The organism is Variovorax sp. GW823-FHT02B07 (assembly GCF_058797695.1).
On the sequence record NZ_JBXAJX010000004.1, the window covers coordinates 332,820 to 354,475 of the forward strand.

The 21,656-nt window shown below is 69.2% G+C and carries 17 protein-coding genes; 10 read left to right on the top strand and 7 right to left on the bottom strand.

The window, feature by feature from the left end; all coding sequences use genetic code 11:
* The first annotated feature begins 10 nt into the window (after positions 1–10).
* Both AC1RGU_RS22380 and AC1RGU_RS22385 read left to right on the top strand, forming a co-directional pair.
* Positions 11–1,747, top strand: a complete 1,737-nt coding sequence (locus tag AC1RGU_RS22380) for an IlvD/Edd family dehydratase (protein WP_492697966.1) — start codon at positions 11–13, stop codon at positions 1,745–1,747.
* 9 nt (positions 1,748–1,756) lie between these two features.
* The gene (locus AC1RGU_RS22385) at positions 1,757–2,674 is read left to right on the top strand and encodes a dihydrodipicolinate synthase family protein (RefSeq protein ID WP_369631308.1); all 918 of its coding nucleotides are present in this window, start codon (positions 1,757–1,759) and stop codon (positions 2,672–2,674) included.
* A 48-nt stretch (positions 2,675–2,722) separates the two neighbouring features.
* On the opposite strand, the gene AC1RGU_RS22390 is transcribed toward AC1RGU_RS22385, so the two are convergent.
* The 5 genes from AC1RGU_RS22390 to AC1RGU_RS22410 all read right to left on the bottom strand — a co-directional run bounded on the left by AC1RGU_RS22390 (position 2,723) and on the right by AC1RGU_RS22410 (position 9,202).
* Entirely contained in the window at positions 2,723–2,992 is a 270-nt protein-coding gene (locus tag AC1RGU_RS22390) for a hypothetical protein (protein ID WP_062480564.1), read from the bottom strand.
* Positions 2,993–3,140: 148 nt separating this feature from the next.
* Positions 3,141–3,632 (bottom strand): hypothetical protein, encoded by a 492-nt coding sequence (locus AC1RGU_RS22395; RefSeq protein WP_095747442.1) that lies wholly within the window; start codon positions 3,630–3,632, stop codon positions 3,141–3,143.
* Positions 3,633–3,679: 47 nt separating this feature from the next.
* Complete coding sequence (locus AC1RGU_RS22400; protein WP_492697963.1) at positions 3,680–4,096, bottom strand: hypothetical protein; 417 nt, start codon at positions 4,094–4,096, stop codon at positions 3,680–3,682.
* Positions 4,097–4,303: 207 nt separating this feature from the next.
* Entirely contained in the window at positions 4,304–6,871 is a 2,568-nt protein-coding gene (gene cphA / locus AC1RGU_RS22405; protein WP_307695525.1) for a cyanophycin synthetase, read from the bottom strand.
* An 87-nt stretch (positions 6,872–6,958) separates the two neighbouring features.
* Complete coding sequence (locus tag AC1RGU_RS22410; protein WP_260685188.1) at positions 6,959–9,202, bottom strand: cyanophycin synthetase; 2,244 nt, start codon at positions 9,200–9,202, stop codon at positions 6,959–6,961.
* Positions 9,203–9,341: 139 nt separating this feature from the next.
* Here AC1RGU_RS22410 and AC1RGU_RS22415 point away from each other — a divergent pair, with 139 nt between their 5' ends.
* The 4 genes from AC1RGU_RS22415 (at position 9,342) to queC (ending at position 13,650) form a co-directional block, all read left to right on the top strand.
* Positions 9,342–11,630 (top strand): cyanophycin metabolism-associated ABC transporter, encoded by a 2,289-nt coding sequence (locus tag AC1RGU_RS22415; protein ID WP_492697961.1) that lies wholly within the window; start codon positions 9,342–9,344, stop codon positions 11,628–11,630.
* Complete coding sequence (locus AC1RGU_RS22420; protein WP_095743688.1) at positions 11,630–12,112, top strand: cyanophycin metabolism-associated DUF1854 family protein; 483 nt, start codon at positions 11,630–11,632, stop codon at positions 12,110–12,112. Before AC1RGU_RS22415 ends, AC1RGU_RS22420 begins: the two co-directional genes overlap by 1 nt.
* A 69-nt stretch (positions 12,113–12,181) precedes the next feature.
* Positions 12,182–12,895 carry a hypothetical protein gene (locus tag AC1RGU_RS22425; RefSeq protein ID WP_492697959.1) on the top strand — a complete coding sequence of 238 codons (714 nt, stop codon included), beginning with the start codon at positions 12,182–12,184 and terminating at the stop codon, positions 12,893–12,895.
* 50 nt (positions 12,896–12,945) lie between these two features.
* Positions 12,946–13,650: a 7-cyano-7-deazaguanine synthase QueC gene (queC, locus tag AC1RGU_RS22430; protein WP_095743689.1), complete on the top strand. Its 705-nt coding sequence runs from the start codon at positions 12,946–12,948 to the stop codon at positions 13,648–13,650.
* Here the strand turns inward: queC and AC1RGU_RS22435 are convergent.
* Positions 13,632–15,443 carry an ABC transporter ATP-binding protein/permease gene (locus AC1RGU_RS22435; protein ID WP_492697957.1) on the bottom strand — a complete coding sequence of 604 codons (1,812 nt, stop codon included), beginning with the start codon at positions 15,441–15,443 and terminating at the stop codon, positions 13,632–13,634. The genes queC and AC1RGU_RS22435 overlap by 19 nt on opposite strands.
* Before the next feature lie 113 nt (positions 15,444–15,556).
* On the bottom strand, positions 15,557–16,117 hold the full coding sequence (locus AC1RGU_RS22440; RefSeq protein WP_492697955.1) for a phosphonate degradation HD-domain oxygenase: 561 nt from the start codon (positions 16,115–16,117) through the stop codon (positions 15,557–15,559).
* 207 nt (positions 16,118–16,324) lie between these two features.
* Here AC1RGU_RS22440 and AC1RGU_RS22445 point away from each other — a divergent pair, with 207 nt between their 5' ends.
* The 4 genes from AC1RGU_RS22445 to AC1RGU_RS22460 all read left to right on the top strand — a co-directional run bounded on the left by AC1RGU_RS22445 (position 16,325) and on the right by AC1RGU_RS22460 (position 21,625).
* Positions 16,325–17,359 carry a putative 2-aminoethylphosphonate ABC transporter substrate-binding protein gene (locus AC1RGU_RS22445; RefSeq protein ID WP_062481319.1) on the top strand — a complete coding sequence of 345 codons (1,035 nt, stop codon included), beginning with the start codon at positions 16,325–16,327 and terminating at the stop codon, positions 17,357–17,359.
* Between the two features lie 22 nt (positions 17,360–17,381).
* Positions 17,382–18,455, top strand: a complete 1,074-nt coding sequence (locus AC1RGU_RS22450) for an ABC transporter ATP-binding protein (RefSeq protein ID WP_070060031.1) — start codon at positions 17,382–17,384, stop codon at positions 18,453–18,455.
* Positions 18,456–18,782: 327 nt separating this feature from the next.
* Positions 18,783–20,492 (top strand): putative 2-aminoethylphosphonate ABC transporter permease subunit, encoded by a 1,710-nt coding sequence (locus AC1RGU_RS22455; protein WP_492697953.1) that lies wholly within the window; start codon positions 18,783–18,785, stop codon positions 20,490–20,492.
* On the top strand, positions 20,492–21,625 hold the full coding sequence (locus AC1RGU_RS22460) for a TIGR03364 family FAD-dependent oxidoreductase (RefSeq protein WP_492697951.1): 1,134 nt from the start codon (positions 20,492–20,494) through the stop codon (positions 21,623–21,625). The genes AC1RGU_RS22455 and AC1RGU_RS22460 overlap by 1 nt, the downstream gene beginning before the upstream one ends.
* Positions 21,626–21,656 lie beyond the last annotated feature (31 nt).

A 21,656-nucleotide genomic window follows, 5' to 3' on the forward strand; every position in this document is an offset into this window, starting at 1 on the left:
CCATTTCCCCATGACAAAGAAACTGCGCTCGACCGAATGGTTCGGCTCCGCCGACAAGAACGGCTTCATGTACCGCAGCTGGATGAAGAACCAGGGCATCCCCGACCACGAGTTCGACGGCCGCCCCATCGTCGGCATCTGCAACACCTGGTCGGAACTCACGCCGTGCAACGCGCACTTCCGCAAGATCGCCGAGCACGTCAAGCGCGGCATCTCGGAGGCGGGCGGCTTCCCGGTCGAGTTCCCGGTGTTCTCGAACGGCGAATCGAACCTGCGGCCCACCGCGATGCTCACGCGCAACCTCGCGAGCATGGACGTCGAAGAGGCCATTCGCGGCAACCCGGTCGATGCGGTGGTGCTGCTCACGGGCTGCGACAAGACCACGCCGGCGCTGCTGATGGGCGCGGCCAGCTGCGACATTCCGGCCATCGTGGTCACGGGCGGGCCGATGCTCAACGGCAAGCTCGACGGCAAGGACATCGGCTCGGGCACGGCCGTGTGGCAGCTGCACGAATCGCTGAAGGCCGGCGAGATCAACCTGCACCAGTTCCTCTCGGCCGAGGGCGGCATGTCGCGCTCGGCGGGCACCTGCAACACGATGGGCACGGCCTCTACCATGGCCTGCATGGCCGAGGCGCTGGGCACCTCGCTGCCGCACAACGCGGCGATTCCGGCGGTCGATGCGCGGCGCTATGTGCTCGCGCAAATGTCGGGCGCGCGCGCGGTGCAGATGGCCAAGGACGGGCTCACGCTGTCGAAGATCCTCACGCGCGAGGCCTTCGAGAACGCGATCCGCGTGAACGCGGCCATCGGCGGATCGACCAACGCGGTGATCCACCTGAAGGCGATCGCGGGGCGCATCGGCGTCGAGCTCGAACTGGAAGACTGGACGCGCATCGGCAGCCACACGCCGACGATCGTCGACCTCATGCCCTCGGGGCGCTTCCTCATGGAAGAGTTCTACTACGCGGGCGGCCTGCCCGCCGTGCTGCGCCGCCTCGGCGAGCACGGGCTGCTGCCGCACCCGGGGGCGCTCACCGTCAACGGCCAGTCGCTCTGGGACAACGTGCGCGAGGCGCCGAGCCTCAACGACGAGGTGATCCGCCCGCTCGACAACCCGCTCATCGCCGACGGCGGCATCCGCATCCTGCGCGGCAACCTGTCGCCGCGCGGCGCGGTGCTCAAGCCCTCGGCCGCCACGCCCGAGCTGCTGAAGCACCGCGGCCGCGCCGTGGTGTTCGAGAACCTGGAGCACTACAAGGCACGCATCGTCGATGAAGACCTCGACATCGACGCGAGCTGCGTGATGGTGCTGAAGAACTGCGGCCCCAAGGGCTACCCCGGCATGGCCGAGGTCGGCAACATGGGGCTGCCGCCGAAGCTGCTGCGCCAGGGCGTGAAGGACATGGTGCGCATCTCCGACGCGCGCATGAGCGGCACGGCCTACGGCACGGTGGTGCTGCACGTCGCGCCCGAAGCCGCCGACGGCGGGCCGCTCGCGGCGGTGCGCGACGGCGACTGGATCGAGCTCGATTGCGATGCGGGGCGGCTGCACCTGGACATCAGCGACGAGGAACTCGCATCGCGCCTCGCGTCGCTGTCCGCCTCCGATGCGCAACCCATGAGCACGCGCGGCGGCGGCTACCAGAAGCTCTACGTCAACCACGTGCTGCAGGCCGACGAAGGCTGCGACTTCGATTTCCTGGTCGGCTGCCGCGGCGCCGCCGTTCCCCGCCACTCCCACTGATCACACGCCATGACCCCCCGATACCGCGGCATCTTCCCGGTGGTGCCCACCACCTTCACCGAACAGGGCGCGCTCGATCTCGAAAGCCAGAAGCGCTGCGTCGATTTCATGATCGACGCGGGCTCCGATGGGCTGTGCATCCTCGCGAATTTCTCCGAGCAGTTCGTGCTGTCCGACGAGGAGCGCGAGGTGCTCACGCGCACCATCCTCGAGCACGTGAAGGGCCGCGTGCCGGTGATCGTGACCACCACGCACTACAGCACCCAGGTCTGCGCCGAGCGCAGCCGGCGCGCGCAGGACATGGGCGCGGCCATGCTGATGGTGATGCCGCCGTACCACGGCGCGACTTTCCGCGTGCCCGAGCCGCAGATCTACGAGTTCTACGCGCGGCTCTCGGATGCGGTGACGATTCCGATCATGATCCAGGACGCACCCGCGAGCGGCACGGTGCTGTCGGCGCCGTTCCTCGCGCGCATGGCGAAAGAGATCGAGCAGGTCGCGTACTTCAAGATCGAAACCGCCGGCGCCGCGTCGAAGCTGCGCGAGCTGATCCGTTTGGGTGGCGATGCCATCGAAGGGCCGTGGGACGGTGAAGAAGCGATCACGCTGATGTCCGACCTCGACGCCGGCGCGACCGGTGCGATGACCGGCGGCGGTTATCCCGACGGCATCCGCCCGATCATCGAGGCGCACCGTTCAGGCGACCGCGACCAGGCCTTCGCGCTGTACCAGCGGTGGCTGCCGCTCATCAACTGCGAGAACCGCCAGGCGGGCCTGCTGGCCTGCAAGGCGCTCATGAAGGAAGGCGGCGTGATCGCCTGCGAGGCGCCGCGGCATCCGCTGCCCGCGCTGCATCCCGAGACGCGCGCCGGCCTCATCGAGACCGCGCGGCGGCTCGATCCGTTGGTGTTGCGCTGGGGAAAATGAAACAGGCGGGCCCGGGTACGCCAGGTACCGGACCGCCAGGGGACGGGCTCAGGAAGCGGCGCTGTTGCCCGCTTCGAGCTCGGTGACTTGCAGCGAGAGATCGAACAGCTTGGACTTGCTGGCGTAGTAGCGGTCCAGGCGCCACTCCTTCAGGATGTCCATCGCAAGCTGGAAGCTCTTGTAGTCGAGGCTGTAGAGCGTGATCAACTCGAAGCTGCGTTCGGCTTCGAGCGCCAGCACGAGTTGGGCAAGGATCTTGGCCGATTCGTTGGCCGGGTCCGTTTCAATGAATCGGCGAGCGACCTTGATGGCATTCATGGGAAAGTGTTCCTCGGTTGGCAGGGACCGGGAACTATAGCTAGCACATGCCTGTATTTTGTGACGATTTGATGACAAACGAGGGCATCGCCCGCGAACGTGTCGTCGGTGTTATCACCGAGGCGCATTCCGGGCGATGCGCACCGGGTCACTGCACCGGAACAGGGCGTGGCATGGGCATCGGCATCGGTTCCGCAGGCATCGGTGCCGGCATCGGGGCGGCCATCGGCGGCGGCAGCGTGGCGGCCGGTATGTTCACCACGCGGGTCGAGACCGATTCGCGGATCACGCCGCCACCCATCACGCTGCCATCGACATTGCTGCGGATGTTGCCTGCGCTGCCCAGCACGCGGGCCTCGCAGTCGGCACGCTCGGCCGGCGGCTGCAGGCCGCAGCGGGCCACGGCGTTGGCGCGGTAGTCGGGCGCGGAGGTGAGGCCGCCGCGCGCCGCGGCCTGGCGCGCGGCCCCGGCTTCGCGGATGCAGGCGGCACGGTCCTGCTGGTTGTGGCCGCAGACCGCAATCTCCTGCTGGTAGGTGCTGCCGCCGCCGTCGCCACGGGCGGCCGTGGCGATGGTGGTGGTGGCCAGCCCGCTGAGTGCGAGCAGGGCAAAGATCATCGAACGCGCATTGTTTGGCATGGTGTGCTCCTTGTTGGCGTATCGGGGTGAAGGCCGGCCTCGCGCGATCAGCGCGCCGGCTGCACGGGCTGCGGCGGCAGCGGGGTGACGGTTTCGCGGATCACGCCGCCGCCCATCACGCTGCCTTCGGTGGAGGTGCGCGCGCCGCCGCGGATGCGCGCTTCGCAATCGGCGCGGTCGGCCACGGGTTGTTCGCGGCAGCGTGCGAGGGCGTTGGCGTCTTCGCGTTCCGCACCGGGGGTGGTCAGGCCGTGGCGACCGGCTTCCTGGCGCGCGGCGCCGGCTTCGCGCAGGCAGGCGGCGCGGTCCTGTTGCACGCCGTCACACGTGGCACGTTCTTTTTGCATCCGCGCGTCGCTGCCGGGCGCCTGGGCCGAGGCCAGCGGCGCGCCGGCCATGAAGAAGCCGCCGAACGCCACGAGGGCGGCGGTCGACACGGTGGAACGGAGGGAATGGGTCGTCATCGGGGCTCCTGGAAAGGCGCGCCGTGCGAGCGGACATGAGGAAGACAAAAGCACGCAGGGCGCGACCGGTCCCCAGTGTGGGCCGGGCGCCCGGGCCGGGCTGTGGGACAAGCCGCACGCCGTGGAGCGGGCCGGACGCGCCCCTGCGTGTGGGACACGTCCGTCAGCGCAAGGAGGGCGGGCCTCCTGCGCTGCGGGGCGGGTGGATCAGCCCTGCGCGATGCGCTGCGCGAGGTGGGCCAGCGCCTCTTCGACCTGGTCGACGAGGATCAGCGACAGGTCGCCCGGCTGCAGCCGGGCGAGCGCGGTGTCGATGGCGACGAACTCGCCGCGGATCTCGTCGATCTGGCGCGTGCGCGATGCGCCCTGCAGGCCCTGGCGCAGCAGCGCCATGACCTCGCCGTCGGCGCGGCCGCGCTGCGCTGCGTCCTGGTACAGGATCACGTCGTCGAAGGCCTGGCCGAGGATCGCGGTCTGGTCGCGGATGTCGGAATCGCGCCGGTCGCCCGCGCCGCTGATGACCACCGAGCGCTTATTGGCGGGCATGGTGTCCACCGCCGACACCAGCGCCTTCATGGCGTCGGTGTTGTGGCCGTAGTCGGCGATCACGGTGGCGCCGCGGTAGTCCATGACGTTGAAGCGCCCGGGCACGCCGGCCGCGTCGTTCATGAAGCTCGACAGGCCGCTGCGGATGGTGTCCCAATCGAGGCCCACGGCCCACGCGGCGGCCACCGAGGCCATCACGTTGTCGACCTGGAAGCCGATGGTGCCGCCGCGCGTGATCGGCACGTCGCGCAGCGCGATGCGTTCGCGCCACGAGCCTTCGGCGGCCACCAGCGTGTCCTGGTCGACGTACACGGTGCGCTTGCCCTGCGCGCGGTGCGTGGCCATCACCGGGTGCATGCGGTCGGCGGTGAAGAAGATGACGTTGCCGGGGCAGCCGGCCGCCATGGCGGCGACGTTCACGTCGGCCGCGTTGAGCACCGCGTAGCCGTCGGGCGCCACGTTGCGCACGATCACGCGCTTGAGCACCGCCAGGTCTTCCACCGTGGTGATGTAGTTCAGGCCCAGGTGGTCGCCGCTGCCGATGTTGGTGACCACGGCCACCTCGCAGCGGTCGAAGCCCAGGCCTTCGCGCAGCACGCCGCCGCGGGCCACTTCGAACACGGCCGCGTCGACGTCGGGGTGCATCAGCACGTTGCGCGCGCTCTTGGGTCCGCTGCAGTCGCCGCTGTCGGTCTGGCGGCCGTTGACGTACACGCCGTCGGTGTTCGTCATGCCGGTGCGCAGGCCGCTGGAGGCAATGATGTGGTTGATCAGGCGCGCGGTGGTGGTCTTGCCGTTGGTGCCGGTGACGGCCACCACGGGAATGCGGCCGTCGTCGCCGGGGGCGAAGAGCGTGTCCATCACCGCCTCGCCGACCGCGCGGCCGCGGCCGAACGAGGGCGAGATGTGCATGCGCAGGCCGGGCGCGGCGTTCACTTCGACCACGCCGCCGTGTTGTTCCTCGAGCGGGCGCAGCACGTTCTCGCAGACCATGTCGACGCCGCAGATGTGCAGGCCGACCATCTGCGCCGCATCGACGGCGCGCGCGGCCACTTCGGGGTGCACGGTGTCGGTGACGTCGGTGGCGGTGCCGCCGGTCGAGAGGTTGGCGTTGTTGCGCAGCACGACGCGCTGGCCCAGCTCGGGCACGCTCTCGGGCGTGAGGCCCTGCGACTCGAGCCGGCCGATGGCGATGTCGTCCAGGCGGATCTTGGTGAGCGAGGTGGCGTGGCCCTCGCCGCGGCGCGGGTCGAGGTTCACGGTGTCGACCAGCTGGCGCACGGTGGAGCTGCCGTCGCCGATCACCTGCGGCGGGTCGCGCCGCGCGGCGGCCACGAGGCGGTCGCCCACCACCAGCAGGCGGAAGTCGAAGCCGGGCAGGAATTTCTCGACCATCACTTCGCCGTACACGGCGGCCGAGTCGTAGGCCGAGGTCAGCTGCTCGCGCGTGGTGATGTTCACCGTCACGCCCTTGCCCTGGTTGCCGTCCTGCGGCTTGACCACGACCGGCAGGCCGATTTCTTCCGCGGCGGCCCAGCCGTCGTCGGCGCTGCTCACGGGGCGGCCCAGCGGCACCGGCACGCCGGCGGCGTTGAGCAGCTGCTTGGTGAGTTCCTTGTCCTGCGCGATCGATTCGGCCACGCCGCTGGTGCTGTCGATCTCGGCGGCCTGGATGCGGCGCTGCTTGGAGCCCCAGCCGAACTGCACCAGGCTGCCGCTGGTGAGGCGGCGGTACGGAATGCCGCGCGCCACGGCGGCGTCGACGATGGAGCCGGTGCTCGGGCCCAGGCGCTCCGACTCGTCGAGGTCGCGCAGTTCGGTGATGGCGGCGTCGGCGTCGAAGGCGGTGTCGGCCAGCGCGGCCTGGATCAGCGCTTCGGCCAGGGCGAGGGCGCGGCGGCCCACGTCTTCCTCGGTGTACTGCACCGTGACCTGGTACACGCCTTCTTCGGTCGTGGGCGCGGTGTTGCCGAAGTTGACGGCGCAGCCGGCCTGGGCCTGCAGCGCCACGGCGGCGTTCTCGAGCACGTGGGCCAGCGCCAGCGGCTGGCCGAGCACCATCGGGTGCAGCTCGCCGATGGTCGGGAAGCGGGCGCGCAGGCGGGCTTCGAACCCGTCGAGCTTGCCGACGGCGTTCTCGTCGCCTTCGCAGGCCACGACGGCCTCGATGGTGGTGTGGCGGCTCCAGAGATTGGGGCCGCGCAGGGCGCGGATGCGGGTGACTTTCATGGGGCTACGGCACGGGGCGCGCGGTTGCGGTGATCTTGCGGTGTGACCGGGGCGCCGGCCCCGCGGGTGGCGGGGCGGCGCATCGTGTCATGCCAGTTGTAGTTGGGGCGAAAGGGGCGAGGCCTGCGACAGCTGCAGCGAGGCCAGGGCCGCCTGCAGGTCGGCTTCGAAGGCCTCGACGCCGGCGCCGATCAGGTTGAGCGGAATGCCCATGGCCCAGGCGGCGGCCACGGCGGCCAGCAGGCTTTCGAGGCTCACGCCGACGTGGGTCGCGCGCCAGATGGTCAGGCGACCCAGGCCGGGCAGGAACGATTCACTCGTGCCGTTGGCCAGCACCACGCGGTCCTGGCGCACCAGCACGGCCTTGCCGCCTTCGGCCTGGTGCGCGGCGAGCGCGGCGGCCTGCGGGTCGGCCGCATAGAGGATGACGGCGCCATCGCACAGCGGCGCCAGCGCGGCGATGCGCGGCTCGTCGGCGTTGAGCACGGCCGTGCCTTCGCCCAGCACCACGTCGACCTGGGTGCGCAGCACCTTGACCATCTGGTCGCTCTCGGTGATGTCGTAGTCGGCCAGGGCTTCGCAGCCTTCGAGGTCGGTCACGATGCCGACTTCGCAGCGGTCGTAGGCCAGGCCGTCGCGCAGGATGGTCTCGGCGCCGTTCTCGATCACCACGGCCTCGACGGCGCGGTTCACGAGCAGGCGGTGGCCGGCGTCCCAGTTGGCGCTGTCGCGTGCATCGACGCGGCGGCGTTCCAGGAACAGGCCGTCGCGGCAGGCCAGGCCGGTGTGGCGCCCGCCGAGGTTGATGAGCCAGGCCACCAGCCGTGCGAGCACGGCGGTGTCGCGCGAACCGGCCACGCCCACCACGGGGATGCGGCCGGGCGCGTCGTTCGGGAACAGGTGGTCGCAGATGGCGCGGCCCACGGGGCGCGGCGAGCCGATGGCCGGCTTCAGGTGCATCAGCAGGCCGGGGCCGGCGTTCACCTCGACGATCGCGCCGCCCTGCGGGCCCAGCGGCTTGGAAATGTCTTGCGCGACCATGTCGATGCCCGCGATGTCCAGGCCGACCACGCGGGCGGCGAGCACGGCGGCATGCGCCACCTCGGGGTGCACGAGGTCGGTGCAGTCGTAGGCCATGTTGCCGTTGCGCTGGATCGTCACCACGCGGCCGGCGGCCGGCACCGAGTTGCCGTCCAGTTCCTGGCGCTTGAGCTCCAGCTGCAGCTTGGCGTCGGTGGCCAGCACGATCACGTCGAGCGGGAATTCTTCTTCGGCGCCGCGGCGCGGGTCGCTGTTGAGCTGCTTGTCGATCAGCCCGGCCACGGTGCTGGTGCCGTCGCCGGTCACGGTGATGATCTCGCCGCGCGCGGCCGCCACCACCTCGCCGCCCACCACCAGCAGGCGGTGTTCGTGGCCGCGGATGAAGCGCTCGACCATCACGTCGCTGCCTTCGGGCTCGGCGACCGCGAAGGCGGCCATGACTTCCTCGCGCGTGGTCAGTTCGAGCGACACGCCGCGGCCATGGTTGGCGTCCGACGGCTTCACGACCACGGGCAGGCCGATGTCTTCGGCGGCTTCCCAGGCTTCCTCGGGCGACTCGACGACCTGGCCGTGCGGCACGGGCACGCCGCAGCTCGCGAGCAGCGACTTGGTCAGTTCCTTGTCGCTGGCGATCGATTCGCCGATGGCGCTGGTGTAGTCGGTTTCCGCGGTCCAGATGCGTTGCTGGTTGGCGCCGTAGCCCAGCTGCACCAGGTTGCCGCTGTTCAGGCGCATGTGCGGAATGCCGCGGTCGGTGGCGGCGGACACGATGGCCGCGGTGCTCGGGCCGAGGTAGCAGTCCTCGACCTTGGCCTTGACGGCTTCGACGGCGGTCTGCACGTCGGCGGCGGTGAACGGGTCGTTGTTGATGGCCGCCATCAGCAGGCGGTGGCCTTCGGTGAGTGCCACGCGGGCGACCTGCTCGTCACGCGCGCGGAACACCATGCGGTACACGCCATGCTCCGAGGTGCTGCGGGTCTGGCCGAAGCCGGTCGGCATGCCGGCCAGGTTCAGCAGTTCGATCACGACGTGCTCCAGCACGTGGCCCGACCAGGTGCCTTCGGTGAGGCGCTGGATGAACCCGCCGCGCTCGCCCACGCCGCAGTGGTGTTCGATGAGCGCCGGCAGCAGGGTGGTCAGCCGGTCGGTGAAACCGTCGATCTTGTTGGAGGGGAAGTCTTCCAGTTGGCCCAGGTCGAGCCAGACTTCGAGCACCGGACGGTAGGTCCAGAGGTTGGGACCGCGCAAATAGTTGATGCGCAGCAATTGGATGTCGTCGAAACGGGTCATGCAAACGTTCGATGTGCTTTGGCCGAGCACCACGGCGCCTTCAAGCGCACCCATGGCGATCGGTCAGAATCGGCGCCCGACCAAGGACGCCATGACGCGGTCCCAGCGGCCCGCGACGGGCAAGAGTCAAATAAACACAATGCAACATCACGATCCAGTCGGCGCCCAGGCGGGCGAAACGGAGGCGGTCTCAGGCGTGCTGAAAAGCCGACTCGCAGGCGCTGAAAACGTTTCGGTAACACTTGCGGTTGACCTCGACGACCAACTTCGCTTCGCCACGGGCCTCGTCGCCCTGACCGACCAGCGGCTCGTCGCCCTGGAGCCGGGTGGCGAGTGGCGTGAGTGGCCACTCACCGATCAGGCCTTGGAAATGCGTCTTTCCGACCACGCCGGCGTCGGAACCCTCGACCTCATCGGCCCCGCCGGACAGCTTGCCCGCTGGCGCTACACCCTGGCCGGCCAGCCGGCGGCGCTGAAGCTGCTCAAGCTGTTCGGCCAGCGCGCCGCGCCCGCTGTCGCGAAGGCGACAGAAGAGGCGCCCGAACTTCTCGACGTCGACGGCACCGACACCGAACTCCAGACCCCGCCCTCGACCTGGGTGCTGCTGCGCCTGGGCCGCTTTGCCGGGCCGTACCGCAAGCAGCTGATCCTCGGGTTTGTCCTGACCCTGATCTCCACCGCCGCCACGCTGGTGCCGCCGTACCTGACCATCCCGCTGATGGACGACATCCTGATCCCGTTCCAGAACGGGCAGAAGATCGATTCCGGCCGGGTCGGCCTCTACCTGGGCGGCCTGCTGATCGCGGCGCTGGTCGGCTGGGGGCTGGGCTGGGCGCGCACCTACCTGCTGGCGCTGGTGTCCGAGCGCATCGGCGCCGACCTGCGCACCACCACCTACGAGCACCTGTTGACCCTGCCGCTGGACTACTTCGGCGGCAAGCGCACCGGCGACCTCATGGCCCGCATCGGCTCCGAAACCGACCGCATCAACGTCTTCCTGTCGCTGCACGCGCTCGATTTCGCCAATGACGTGCTGATGATCGTCATGACGGCGGCCATCCTCATCTCGATCAACCCGCTGCTGGCCGTGGTCACGCTGGTGCCGCTGCCCTTCATCGCCTGGATGATCCACGTCGTGCGCGACCGCCTGCGCACCGGCTTCGAGAAGATCGACCGCGTCTGGTCCGAAGTGACCAACGTGCTGGCCGACACCATCCCCGGCATCCGCGTGGTCAAGGCCTTTGCGCAGGAGCGCCGTGAAGCCGAGCGCTTCCGCGTCGCCAACGCCTACAACCTGCAGGTCAACGACAAGCTCAACCGCACCTGGTCGCTGTTCACGCCGACCGTGTCGCTGCTGACCGAAATCGGCCTGCTCGTGGTCTGGGCCTTCGGCATCTGGCAGGTGGCGCGCGGCAGCATCACGGTGGGCGTGCTCACCGCCTTCATCGCCTACATCGGCCGCTTCTACACGCGGCTCGACTCGATGAGCCGCATCGTCTCGGTCACGCAGAAGGCCGCGGCCGGCGCCAAGCGCATCTTCGACATCCTCGACCACGTGAGCAACGTGCCCGAGCCGGCCAACCCGGTGAAGGTGGAGCGCGTGCAGGGCCGCATCGAGATGAGCGGCCTCGGTTTCCGCTACGGCTCGCGCGCCGTGATCCACGACCTCGACCTGACCATCGAGCCCGGCGAGATGATCGGCCTCGTGGGCCACAGCGGCTCGGGCAAGAGCACGCTGGTCAACCTGATCTGCCGCTTCTACGACGTGACCGACGGCGCCATCAAGGTCGACGGCACCGACATCCGCCGCTTCGCCGTGGCCGACTACCGCCGCCACGTGGGGCTGGTGCTGCAGGAGCCGTTCCTGTTCTTCGGCACCATCGCGCAGAACATCGCCTACGGCAAGCCCGATGCCACGCGCGAAGAGGTGGTGGCGGCGGCCCGCGCGGCCCATGCGCACGACTTCATCCTGCGCCTGCCGCATGGCTACGACTCGCTGGTGGGCGAGCGCGGGCAGGGCCTGTCGGGCGGCGAGCGCCAGCGCATCAGCATCGCGCGCGCCTTGCTCATCGACCCGCGCATCCTGATCCTCGACGAGGCCACCTCGGCCGTCGATACCGAGACCGAAAAGGAAATCCAGAAGGCGCTCGACAACCTCGTGCAGGGCCGCACCACCATCGCCATCGCCCACCGCCTGTCCACGCTGCGCAAGGCCGACCGCCTCGTGGTCATGGACCGCGGCGAGGTGGTCGAGGTCGGGCCGCACGACGCGCTCATGGCCAAGCAGGGCGCCTACTGGCGCCTGTACCAGGCGCAGCTGCGCCAGGGCGACGAAGACGATGTGAGCGAAGGCGCCGCCGACGAGCGCGCCAACGCCCAGGCGCCGCTGGCCGTGAGCCACGCCGCCCATCCGGCAGGGGACGTGTGATGAGCAGCACCAATACCAACATCAGCTTCGAACTCGCACGCGACACCTTCGGCCGCCTCGTGCTGACCGACGCGCAGGGCGAGCACCACGTGGGCGTGACGCCCGTGCGCGCCTTTCCGCTCAGCGCGCCCAACGAGGGCGTGTCGCTGGTCGGCAGCGAAGGCCGCGAACTCGTGTGGGTCGACCGCGTCGACCAGCTGCCCGCGCCCACCCAGGCGCTGCTGACCGAAGAACTCGCCGTGCGCGACTTCGCGCCCACCTTGCTGAAGCTGCACGGCGTGTCGAGCTTCGGCGTGCCCAGCACCTGGACCGTGAGCACCGACCGCGGCGACACCAGCTTCGTGCTCAAGGCCGAGGAAGACATCCGCCGCCTCGAAGGCGGCGCGCTGCTGATCGCGAGCGCGCACGGCGTGCAGTTCCGCATTCCCGACGCGAAGGCGCTGGATCGCGCGTCGCGCAAGCTGCTGGAGCGCTTTCTCTAGAAGCACCAGAGAACGCCGCCGCCGGCGCGTGGCGCGCCGAGCGCGGAATCAAAAATAAAATCGCCCGCCATGGTCAACCTCTACCTCGTCTCCAGTGCGCTCAACACGAAGATCGGGGTTTTCGACAGCGACCAACGCCTGGCGCAGACGCTCTACACCCTGGCCAGCATCCGCCTGCAGGACCCGGACGCCCGCATCTACCTGGTGGAAATGGGCGCCGTGCCCTACAACGACCTCCAGCGCGCCGTGCTGGCACGGGCGGCGGACCGGGTGCTCGACTTCACGGGCGACCGCGAGGTGCAGCAGATTGCCGCGTCGCAGGACCTCAGCATCGTCAAGAACGTGACCGAGACCCTGTGCCTGGATGTCGTGTTCGGCTTCCTGCGCTCCGAGGGCCTGCTGTCCGACGTGTCCCGCGTCTTCAAGGTCAGCGGCCGTTACCAGCTCACCGAGCGCGCCGACATCGGCCGCTATGCCGATGCCCGTTTTTCGGGCAAGGTGGTATTCGCCCAGCGGCGCCCGCCGGGCGACGTCAAGGCGGTTGCCGGCATTCCAGGGCAGTACATGAGCCGTCTGTGGAGCTTCGACGCGGTGCTGATCGACCACGTCGTGGCCGTCTACCAGCAGATCCTGGCCCACATGCTGGCCGTGATCCATGCCGGGGAGTACATCGACATCGAGCATTGCCTGTGCAAGTTCTTCCCGGCAGAGCGGATCGCGGAGGTCGAGTCCATCGGCGTGCGCGGCCCTGCCGGCGGCAGCGGCGCGATGCTCGAAGATTGACCTGGCGGCGCGCCGACCGTTTTCCTTTCCCTATTTTTCCGGAGGCCCCCATGCCCCTGCACACCACCGCCCTCGTTCTCTTCTCCGGCGGCCAGGACTCGGCCACCTGCCTGGCCGAGGCCCTGTCCAAGTACCAGCGGGTCGAAACCCTGGGCTTCGACTACGGCCAGCGCCACCGCGTCGAACTCGACGTGCGCGGCACCGTGCTCGCCAAGATGCGCGAGCGCTTTCCCGAATGGGCGCCGCGCCTGGGGGAAGACCACGTGCTCACGCTGGCCGCGCTGGCCCAGCTCGGCGGCTCGTCGCTCACCGAGGAAGTCGCCTTCGCCATGCAGGCCGACGGCCTGCCCAACACCTTCGTGCCGGGGCGCAACCTGCTGTTCCTCACGCTCGCGGGCGCGCTGGCCTACCGGCGCGGGCTGCAGGTGATCGTGACCGGTGTCTGCGAAACCGACTTCTCGGGCTACCCCGACTGCCGCGACGACACCATGAAGGCCATGCAGCTGGCGCTGTCGCTCGGGCTGGAGCGCCGCCTCGTGATCGAGACGCCGCTCATGTGGATCGACAAGGCCGAGACCTGGGCGCTGGCCCACCGGCTGGGCGGCCAGCCGCTGGTCGACCTGATCGTGGAAGAAACCCACACCTGCTACCTCGGCGACCGCGAACACCGCCAGGCCTGGGGCTACGGTTGCGGCGAGTGCCCGGCCTGCGATCTGCGCAAGAAGGGCTGGGAGCGTTACGTCGCTGCGGCCTGAGCAGCTGTAGAGGTATCGAGCCGGTAGCGCGCGCCGCCGGCTGCACTTTCGTCCTGCGGCACCAGCGTCCACCGCTGGCCATGGAAGTCGCCCACGGCGGGGCGGTGCGCGATCGACACCATCGCACCGCCACCCGCGCGCACCGTGTCGGCCAGCCGTTGGTAGAGCACGGCTTCGGCCGGTGCATCGAGCGCGCTGGTCACTTCGTCGGCGAAGAGCCACGCTGGCTTCTTCAGCAGCACCCGCGCGATGGCCAGCCGCTGCTGCTCGCCGCCCGAGAGCTTCTGGCTCCAGGCGTCGCTGTCGTCGAGTCGGTTCAACAGGTCGGGCAGCAGCGCATCGGCCAGGGCCTGGCGCAGCTGGTCGTCGCTGAAGCCGGCGGCCGGGTGCGGGTAGGTCAGCGCCTCGCGCAGCTTGCCGTCAGGCAGGTAGGGGCGCTGCGGCATGAAGACCGCGTCGGCCGGGGCCTGCACCTTGCCGCGCGCAAACGGCCAGATGCCCGCGAAGGCGCGGAACAGCGTCGACTTGCCGCTGCCCGAGGGGCCTTGCAGCAGCACGCTGTCGCCGGGGCGCACCGCCAGCGCGGCGCCGGCCAGCAGCTGCGTGCCATTGGGCAGCGCGAGCGTGAGGTCGCTGGTGCCCAGCGCGGCGGCGCCTTCTTCGCGCTGCAGGCCGTCTTCGCGCGTGGCGTGGGCGCGCATCGCGTCGTCGAAGCTGATCAGGCGGTCGGTGGTGGCGCGCCAGACGGCCACGCGGTCGTAGTTGGTCACGAACCAGCTCAGCGAATCCTGCACCTTTTCAAAAGCGGTCGAGATCTGGATCAGCGCACCCAGCTGGATGGCGCCGCTGAAGAAACGCGGTGCCGACACGATGAACGGAAAGATCACCGACGCCTGCCCGAACATCGCGGTGAAGGTGACCAGGTTCTTCTGCTTCTTGATCAGTTGCAGGTAGTTGCGCAGCACGGCGCCGAAGCGCGTGTCGAGCTGGCCGCGCTCCACCGTCTCGCCGCGGTCGAGCGCGATCGCTTCGCTGTACTCGCGCACGCGCACCAGGTGGTGGCGGAAGTCGGCCTCGAAGCGCTGCTGGCGGAAGTTCAGGCCGATCAGCGGCCGGCCGATGAAGTGCGTGATGACCGTGCCGACCACGCAATAGACCAGCGCCAGCCACACCATCGAGCCCGCGACCTGGTAGGTGCTGCCGCCCAGCGACAGGTCGAAGGTGCCCGACAGGCCCCACAGGATGCCGATGAAGCTCAGCAGCGTGACCACCGCGTTCAGGATCTCCATCGACAGCGTCATGGTCGCGTTGGTGAACATCTGCATGTCCTCCTGGATGCGCTGGTCGGGGTTGTCGGGCGTGGCGCCGTCGGCGTGCGCGTAGCGCGCCAGTTCCAGGTGATAGAAGGCGCGGTCGGCCATCCAGCGGCCGAGGTAGTGGCGGGTCATCCACGAGCGCCAGCGCAGCTGCAGCAGCTGCGTCAGGTAGAACTTCGCCACCTGGATCGCGATGTTGAAGAAGGCCAGCACGGCGAACACGCGGATCTCGCGCCAGAACACCACCGCGTCCTTGTTCTGCAGCCCGTCATAGAAGCGCCCGTACCACTGGTTGAAGAGCACCAGCGCATACACGTACGCCAGGTTCAGCGCCACGATGCCCGTGAACATGAGGCGCGCCCGCCATTTTTCTTCGTCCGAGCTGAAGTAGGGCGCCGCGAGCCGAAGCACGCGGCGCAGGACCTGGACGAACGCGCCGGCACGCGCCGCGATGGTGGGGGATGGAACAGATGACATGCGGATTTCCTCGCAGGCGCAGGGGCGCCGGACCTCGTGAGGAAACCATCGTAGACAAATGTTTCTTAAACGGGGCTGAAAGTCGGCCCGCCGTCCCTTCGTCCCGCCGGCCCTCAGCGCAGCATCACGCGCGCCGCCGTCGCCAGGAAATGCGCGAGCGGCGGCGTGCGCAGCCCCTCGGCCTTGGCCGCTTCGTCCCACAGCCGCAGCCGCACCGCGTCTCCCGACCACGGCAGGCCCGCAAAGCGCTGCGCCGCCTCGTCGTCCATCACGCCGCCCTGCAGCGCCAGGCTGCGCACCGAATCGGGCGAGAGCATCGACACGTAGTCCGGCCGCGTCGCGCACAGGTAGCGCTTGGCGTCCACATGCAGGCGGATCGGCTCGCGCACCGCCACGTCGAAGGCGCCGCGCAGCAGCGGCAGCGCGATGTACTGGTGGCGATCGTCAATGCCCAGTTCGGTGGGCGAGCGCGACAGCGTCTGGTGCTCGGCGATCAGCAGGTGCCCCAGGTCGTGCAGCAATGCGGCCGTCACGAGCGTGTCGCCGGCGCCCGCCTGTTCGGCCAGCCAGGCGCATTGCAACGCGTGTTCGAGCTGCGACACCGGCTCGCCCGCGTACGCCAGGCCGCCGCGTTCGGCGAACAGGCGAGCGATCTCGGCGAGGTCGAGTGTCATGGGATTGCAAAAGAACGGTGTGCGACAGCCTGTACAGGCTCGCGTCGCTCGATGACAGCCGTGTGACGAAAGTGCAAACGCCGCGGCGCGGGTACGGCCGTGTGACAAACCTTTGTCACATAGCGCTGCGAGCATCGCTGCGTTCACGGCCCCGGCCGTGTTTTCTTTTTGCGTACACCGCCTGTTCTTACCTCGAGGGAATCTCCCATGCTGCATCGTCGTCTGATGTGGGCCGCCGTGCCCGCCGCCTTGTTCTCGCTGGCTTTCGCCGCCTCGGCCCAAGGCCGCACCGAGCTGCTGGTCTACACCGCGCTCGAAGCCGACCAGGTGCAGGCCTACAAGGCCGCCTTCGAAAAGGAGAACCCGGCCATCGAGCTGAAGTTCGTGCGCGACTCCACCGGCATCGTCACCGCCAAGCTGCTGGCCGAAAAGGCCAACCCGCAGGCCGACGTGGTGTGGGGCCTGGCCGCCACCTCGCTGATGCTGCTGGACAAGGAAGGCATGCTCCAGCCCTACGCCCCCAAGGGCCTGGACGCCATCAAGCCCACCATGCGCGACACCGCCAACCCGCCCAAGTGGGTCGGCATGGACGTGTGGTCGTCGGCCATCTGCTTCAACACCGCCGAAGCCACGAAGAAGAACCTGCCCAAGCCCACCAGCTGGGCCGACCTGACCAACCCGGTCTACAAGGGCCAGATCACCATGCCCAACCCCGCGGCATCGGGCACCGGCTACCTCATGGTGTCGGGCTGGATCCAGATGATGGGCGAGGACAAGGCCTGGAAGTACATGGACGCGCTGCACCAGAACATCGGCGTGTACAGCCTGTCGGGCAGCAAGCCCTGCCGCCAGGCCGGCGCCGGCGAGTTCGCGCTGGGCATGTCGTTCGAATACCGCGCCAACAAGACCAAGCGCGACGGCGCCCCCATCGACATCGTGCTGCCCAAGGAAGGCCTGGGCTGGGACATGGAAGCCACCGGCATCATCAAGACCAGCAAGAAGCAGGACGCCGCCAAGGCCCTGGCCGACTGGGCCGTGACGAAGCAGGCCAACGAGCTGTACGCGAAGAACTTCGCCGTGCTCGCACTGCCGGGCATCCAGGAAAAGCTCGAGTTCGTGCCGGGCGACGTCGAGAAGCTGCTGGCCAAGAACGACTTCAACTGGGCTGCCGCCAACCGCGACCGCATCCTGACGGAATGGTCGAAGCGCTACGACGCCAAAGCCGAAAAGAAGCCGATGTGATCGGGGTTCCGGGCAGCCGCACATGACCAGCTTTCTTTCTCTTCGCGGCATCGGCAAGTCCTTTGGCGCCACGCGCGTGCTCGACGGCATCGACCTGGACATCGAGCCCGGCGAGTTCGTCTGCCTGCTCGGTCCTTCGGGCTGCGGCAAGACCACGCTGCTGCGCATCGTGTGCGGCATCGAGCGCGCCGACAGCGGGCAAATTTTGCTCGGCGGCCAGGACATCGCGGGCCTGCCGCCGGCGGCGCGCGGCTTCGGCGTGGTGTTCCAGTCGTACGCGCTGTTCCCCAACCTCACGGCGGCGCAGAACATCGCCTACGGCCTGCACCCCACGGGCGCCTTGGCGCGCGAGATGGCCAAGCGCTCGCGCGAAATGCTCGACCTCGTCGGCCTCACCGCGCATGCCGACAAGTACCCCGTGCAGCTCTCGGGCGGCCAGCAGCAGCGCATCGCGCTGGCGCGCGCCCTGGCACCCAACCCGCGCCTGCTGCTGCTCGACGAGCCGCTGTCCGCGCTCGACGCGCAGGTGCGCGCCACGCTGCGCAGCGAAATCCGCGCGCTGCAAAAGCGCCTGGGCATCGTCACCATCATGGTCACGCACGACCAGGAAGAAGCGCTGTCGATGGCCGACCGCGTGGTGCTGATGCACAACGGCCGCATCGAGCAGGCCGGCACGCCCGACGAGCTGTACCGCAAGCCGCGCACCCGCTTCGTGGCGGGTTTCGTGGGCCGCATGAACATGCTGCCCGCCACCGTGCTGGCCGACGGCAAGGTGCGCGTGCGCGACAGCGAACTGTTCTGCGCGCCCGGCAGCCTCAGCGTGGGTTCGCAGGCCACCGTGGGCATCCGGCCCGAGCATGTGGTGGTGAAGCGCTTCGGCTCCGAACTCGGCACCAACAGCTTCGCCGCGCGCCTGCTCGACACCGAGTTCTTCGGCAACCGCACCTCGGCCCGCCTGGCCTGCGAGCCGCTGGGCATCGAGATCGAGGCCGAACTGCCCGCCGATGCGCGCAGCGGCGGGGAAGAGCCGCTGGTGCCGAGCAGCATGGTGCACATCCAGCTGCCGTTGAACGCGCTGTCGGTTCTGGCGCAATGAAATGACGTCGCGTGTGCGGGGTCCTTGTCGCGTGGTGCGCAGTCCTTCGGGGCGCGCTCCCGCCGACGGGGTGCCTTGCTCCGCGAATGTCCCCCGCCCTTCGGGCTCCTCCTTGATTTCGCTGCGCAAGGCACCCCATCGGCGTGAGCGTTGGGCAGTGCGGCTGTTGATCGAACAGCACAACGACCGCGCCCATCGTGCGCAGGGCACTGGGTGCTTCCCGCAGCGAAATCAAGGAGGAGGGCGAAGCCCGGGGGACATTCGCGGAGGGAAGTACCCGGTGGCCTGTGCACACGCCCTGAACAACGACACCAAAAGAACAACAACATGAGCACCCCTTCCGAAGCCCTCGCCCCGATCGCGATCCCGCGTTCGAATCACTTCGACCGCGAACGCTGGCTCACCGGCGCCGCCGTGCTGCTCGTCGTGCTGCTGCTCGTCGTGATCGTCGCGCTCCCCGTCGGCGCGCTGGTCGGCCAGAGCTTCTACGACCGCGCAGGCAGCTTCGTCGGCCTGACCAACTTCGCGCGCTACCTCGAGAGCCCCGCGCTCGTGCGGTCGGCCTTCAACAGCGTGCTGCTCGCGGTGATCAGCGCCGTGCTGTGCACCGCCATCGCCTACGTGTACGCCTACGGCCTCACGCTCTCGTGCATGCCCGCCAAGGGCCTGCTGCGCGCCGTGGCGCTCATGCCGCTGCTGGCGCCCTCGCTGCTGCCGGCCATCAGCCTGATCTACCTGTTCGGCAACCAGGGCCTGTTCAAGGGGCTGCTGGGCGACCTGTCGATCTACGGGCCGCTGGGCATCGTGCTCGGCTCGGTGTTCTGGACGCTGCCGCATGCGCTGCTGATCCTCACCACCGCCATGGCCACGTCCGACGGGCGTTTGTACGAAGCCGCGCAGACCCTGGGCGCCTCGCGCTGGCGCATCTTCCGCACCGTCACGCTGCCCTCGTCGCGCTACGGCCTCATCGTGGCCGCGATGGTCGTGTTCGTGCTGGTCATCACCGACTTCGGCGTGCCCAAGGTCGTGGGCGGCCAGACCGGCGTGCTCGCGACCGACATCTACAAGCAGGTGGTCGGCCAGCAGAACTTCCAGATGGGCGCGGTGGTCGGCCTCGTGCTGCTGATTCCGGCCGTGCTGTCGTTCCTCGTCGAGCGGCGCGTGCGTCGCAAGCAGGCCGCCGCGCTGTCGGCGCGCGCCACGCCCTACCAGCCCGAGCCCGTGAAATCGCGCGACCGCGCACTGCTCGTGTTCTGCACGCTCACCGCCATCGCCATCGTCGTGATGATCGGCATGGCCGTGTTCGCCTCGCTCGCCAGCTACTGGCCCTACAAGCTCACGCCCTCGCTGAAGAACTACGACTTCAGCAACATGGACGGCGGCGGCTGGGGCAGCTACGGCAACTCGCTGCGCCTGGCGCTGTGCGCGGCCGTGGCGGGCGCGCTCGCCACCTTCGTGTCGGCCTACTTCGTGGAGAAGCCGCGCCACTTCGGCCTGCTGCGCGAGCTGCTGAACCTGCTGGCCAACCTGCCGCTCGCCGTGCCGGGGCTCGTGCTCGGCGTGGGCTACATCTTCTCTTTCAACTCGGCCGCGAACCCGCTGCACGGCCTGTACGGCGGCATGGCGATCCTCGTGATCTGCACCGTGGCGCACTTCTTCTCGGTGGCGCACCTCACCTCGCTCACCGCGCTGCGCCAGCTCGACCGCGAGTACGAGCTGGTGTCCGAATCGATGGGCGTGCCGTTCTGGCGCACGCTGTGGCGCGTGCACCTGCCGGTGGCGCTGCCCACGGTGCTCAACGTGGCCGGCTACTTCTTCGTCAATGCGATGACCACCGTGTCGGCCGTCGTGTTCCTCTATTCGCCGCAGACCACGCTGGCCGCCATCGCCGTGCTCAACATGGACGACGCCGGCGACGTGGCGCCCGCCGCCGCCATGGCCTCGCTCATCATGCTCACGGCCGCCGTCGGCCGCGGCCTGTTCGCGCTGGCCGGGCACTGGGCGCTGAAGCGCACGCAAGCCTGGAGACAACGTTGATGAACCCCAGCATGTCCGTCGAGAGTTTCGATGTGATCGTGGTCGGCGCCGGCATCGTCGGCCTGGCCCATGCCTACACCGCCGCGCAGCGCGGCCTGCGCGTGTGCGTGGTCGAACGCGATGCCGCGTGCCTGGGCGCATCGATCCGCAACTTCGGCTTCATCACCGTCACCGGCCAGGCGCCGGGCGACATGTGGCGCCGCGCCATGCATTCGCGCGACGTGTGGCAGGCCGTTGCGCCGCAGGCCGGCATCGACATCGTGCACCGCCACCTCTGGCTCGCGGCGTACCGGCCCGAAGCGCATGCCGTGCTCGAAGCCTTCCTGCGCACGCCGATGGCCGAGGCCTGCGCGCTCATCGACGCCGCCGACGCGCAGGCGCGCGCGCCCGGCCTCAACCTTGCGCAGGCGCGCTCGGTGCTGTTCAGCCCGCACGAGTTGCGCGTCGAATCGCGCACCGCCGTCGGCCTGCTCGCGCGCTGGCTGGCCGAGGTGCACGGCGTCGTGTTCCGCTTCGGCGAGACCGTGCACGAGGTGGAAACCCCGCGCGTGCGCACTTCACGCGGCACCCTGCGCGGCGAGCGCGTGGTGGTCTGCACCAACACCGAATTGCACGGCCTGTTCGCCGGCCGCATCGCCACGCACGACCTCACGCTGTGCCGCCTGCAGATGCTGCGCGTGCAGCCCGAGGCGGGTTTTCGCCTGCCAGGCGCGGTCATGACCGACCTGAGCCTGGTGCGCTACGAGGGCTACAGCAGCTTGCCCGAAGCGGCGGCGCTGCGCGAGCGGCTGATGCAGGAAGAGCGCGCCTCGCTCGACCACGGCATCCACCTCATCGTGGTGCAGAGCGCCGACGGCTCGCTGGTGGTCGGCGACTCGCACCACTACGGCGACGCGCCCGAACCCTTCGCCATCGAGGCGGTCGACCAGCTCATCCTGCGCCACCTGCGCAGCACGCTCGACCTCGAGACCGCGCAGGTCACCGAACGCTGGACCGGCGTGTACCCGTCGTCGAAAACCACGCCCTGCGTGATCGACGCGCCCGACGACGCCACGCGCGTGGTGTTGGTCACCAGCGGCAGCGGCGCGAGCACGGGCTTCGGCATTGCCGCCGATGTGTTCGACGCGTGGTGAGCGTCGCCGCCTTCTTCTTCATCTTTCTTCT

Bases quoted from the DNA above. Each gene is read 5' to 3' on its own strand.
- queC (WP_095743689.1), top strand. From the start codon at position 12,946: ATGCCCCTGCACACCACCGCCCTCGTTCTCTTCTCCGGCGGCCAGGAC.
- AC1RGU_RS22400 (WP_492697963.1), bottom strand. From the start codon at position 4,096: ATGACGACCCATTCCCTCCGTTCCACCGTGTCGACCGCCGCCCTCGTG.
- AC1RGU_RS22445 (WP_062481319.1), top strand. From the start codon at position 16,325: ATGCTGCATCGTCGTCTGATGTGGGCCGCCGTGCCCGCCGCCTTGTTC.
- AC1RGU_RS22450 (WP_070060031.1), top strand. From the start codon at position 17,382: ATGACCAGCTTTCTTTCTCTTCGCGGCATCGGCAAGTCCTTTGGCGCC.
- AC1RGU_RS22435 (WP_492697957.1), bottom strand. From the start codon at position 15,443: ATGTCATCTGTTCCATCCCCCACCATCGCGGCGCGTGCCGGCGCGTTC.
- AC1RGU_RS22460 (WP_492697951.1), top strand. From the start codon at position 20,492: ATGAACCCCAGCATGTCCGTCGAGAGTTTCGATGTGATCGTGGTCGGC.
- AC1RGU_RS22380 (WP_492697966.1), top strand. From the start codon at position 11: ATGACAAAGAAACTGCGCTCGACCGAATGGTTCGGCTCCGCCGACAAG.
- AC1RGU_RS22420 (WP_095743688.1), top strand. From the start codon at position 11,630: ATGAGCAGCACCAATACCAACATCAGCTTCGAACTCGCACGCGACACC.
- AC1RGU_RS22440 (WP_492697955.1), bottom strand. From the start codon at position 16,117: ATGACACTCGACCTCGCCGAGATCGCTCGCCTGTTCGCCGAACGCGGC.
- AC1RGU_RS22425 (WP_492697959.1), top strand. From the start codon at position 12,182: ATGGTCAACCTCTACCTCGTCTCCAGTGCGCTCAACACGAAGATCGGG.
- AC1RGU_RS22390 (WP_062480564.1), bottom strand. From the start codon at position 2,992: ATGAATGCCATCAAGGTCGCTCGCCGATTCATTGAAACGGACCCGGCC.
- cphA (WP_307695525.1), bottom strand. From the start codon at position 6,871: ATGAAAGTCACCCGCATCCGCGCCCTGCGCGGCCCCAATCTCTGGAGC.
- AC1RGU_RS22395 (WP_095747442.1), bottom strand. From the start codon at position 3,632: ATGCCAAACAATGCGCGTTCGATGATCTTTGCCCTGCTCGCACTCAGC.
- AC1RGU_RS22385 (WP_369631308.1), top strand. From the start codon at position 1,757: ATGACCCCCCGATACCGCGGCATCTTCCCGGTGGTGCCCACCACCTTC.
- AC1RGU_RS22410 (WP_260685188.1), bottom strand. From the start codon at position 9,202: ATGACCCGTTTCGACGACATCCAATTGCTGCGCATCAACTATTTGCGC.
- AC1RGU_RS22455 (WP_492697953.1), top strand. From the start codon at position 18,783: ATGAGCACCCCTTCCGAAGCCCTCGCCCCGATCGCGATCCCGCGTTCG.
- AC1RGU_RS22415 (WP_492697961.1), top strand. From the start codon at position 9,342: ATGCAACATCACGATCCAGTCGGCGCCCAGGCGGGCGAAACGGAGGCG.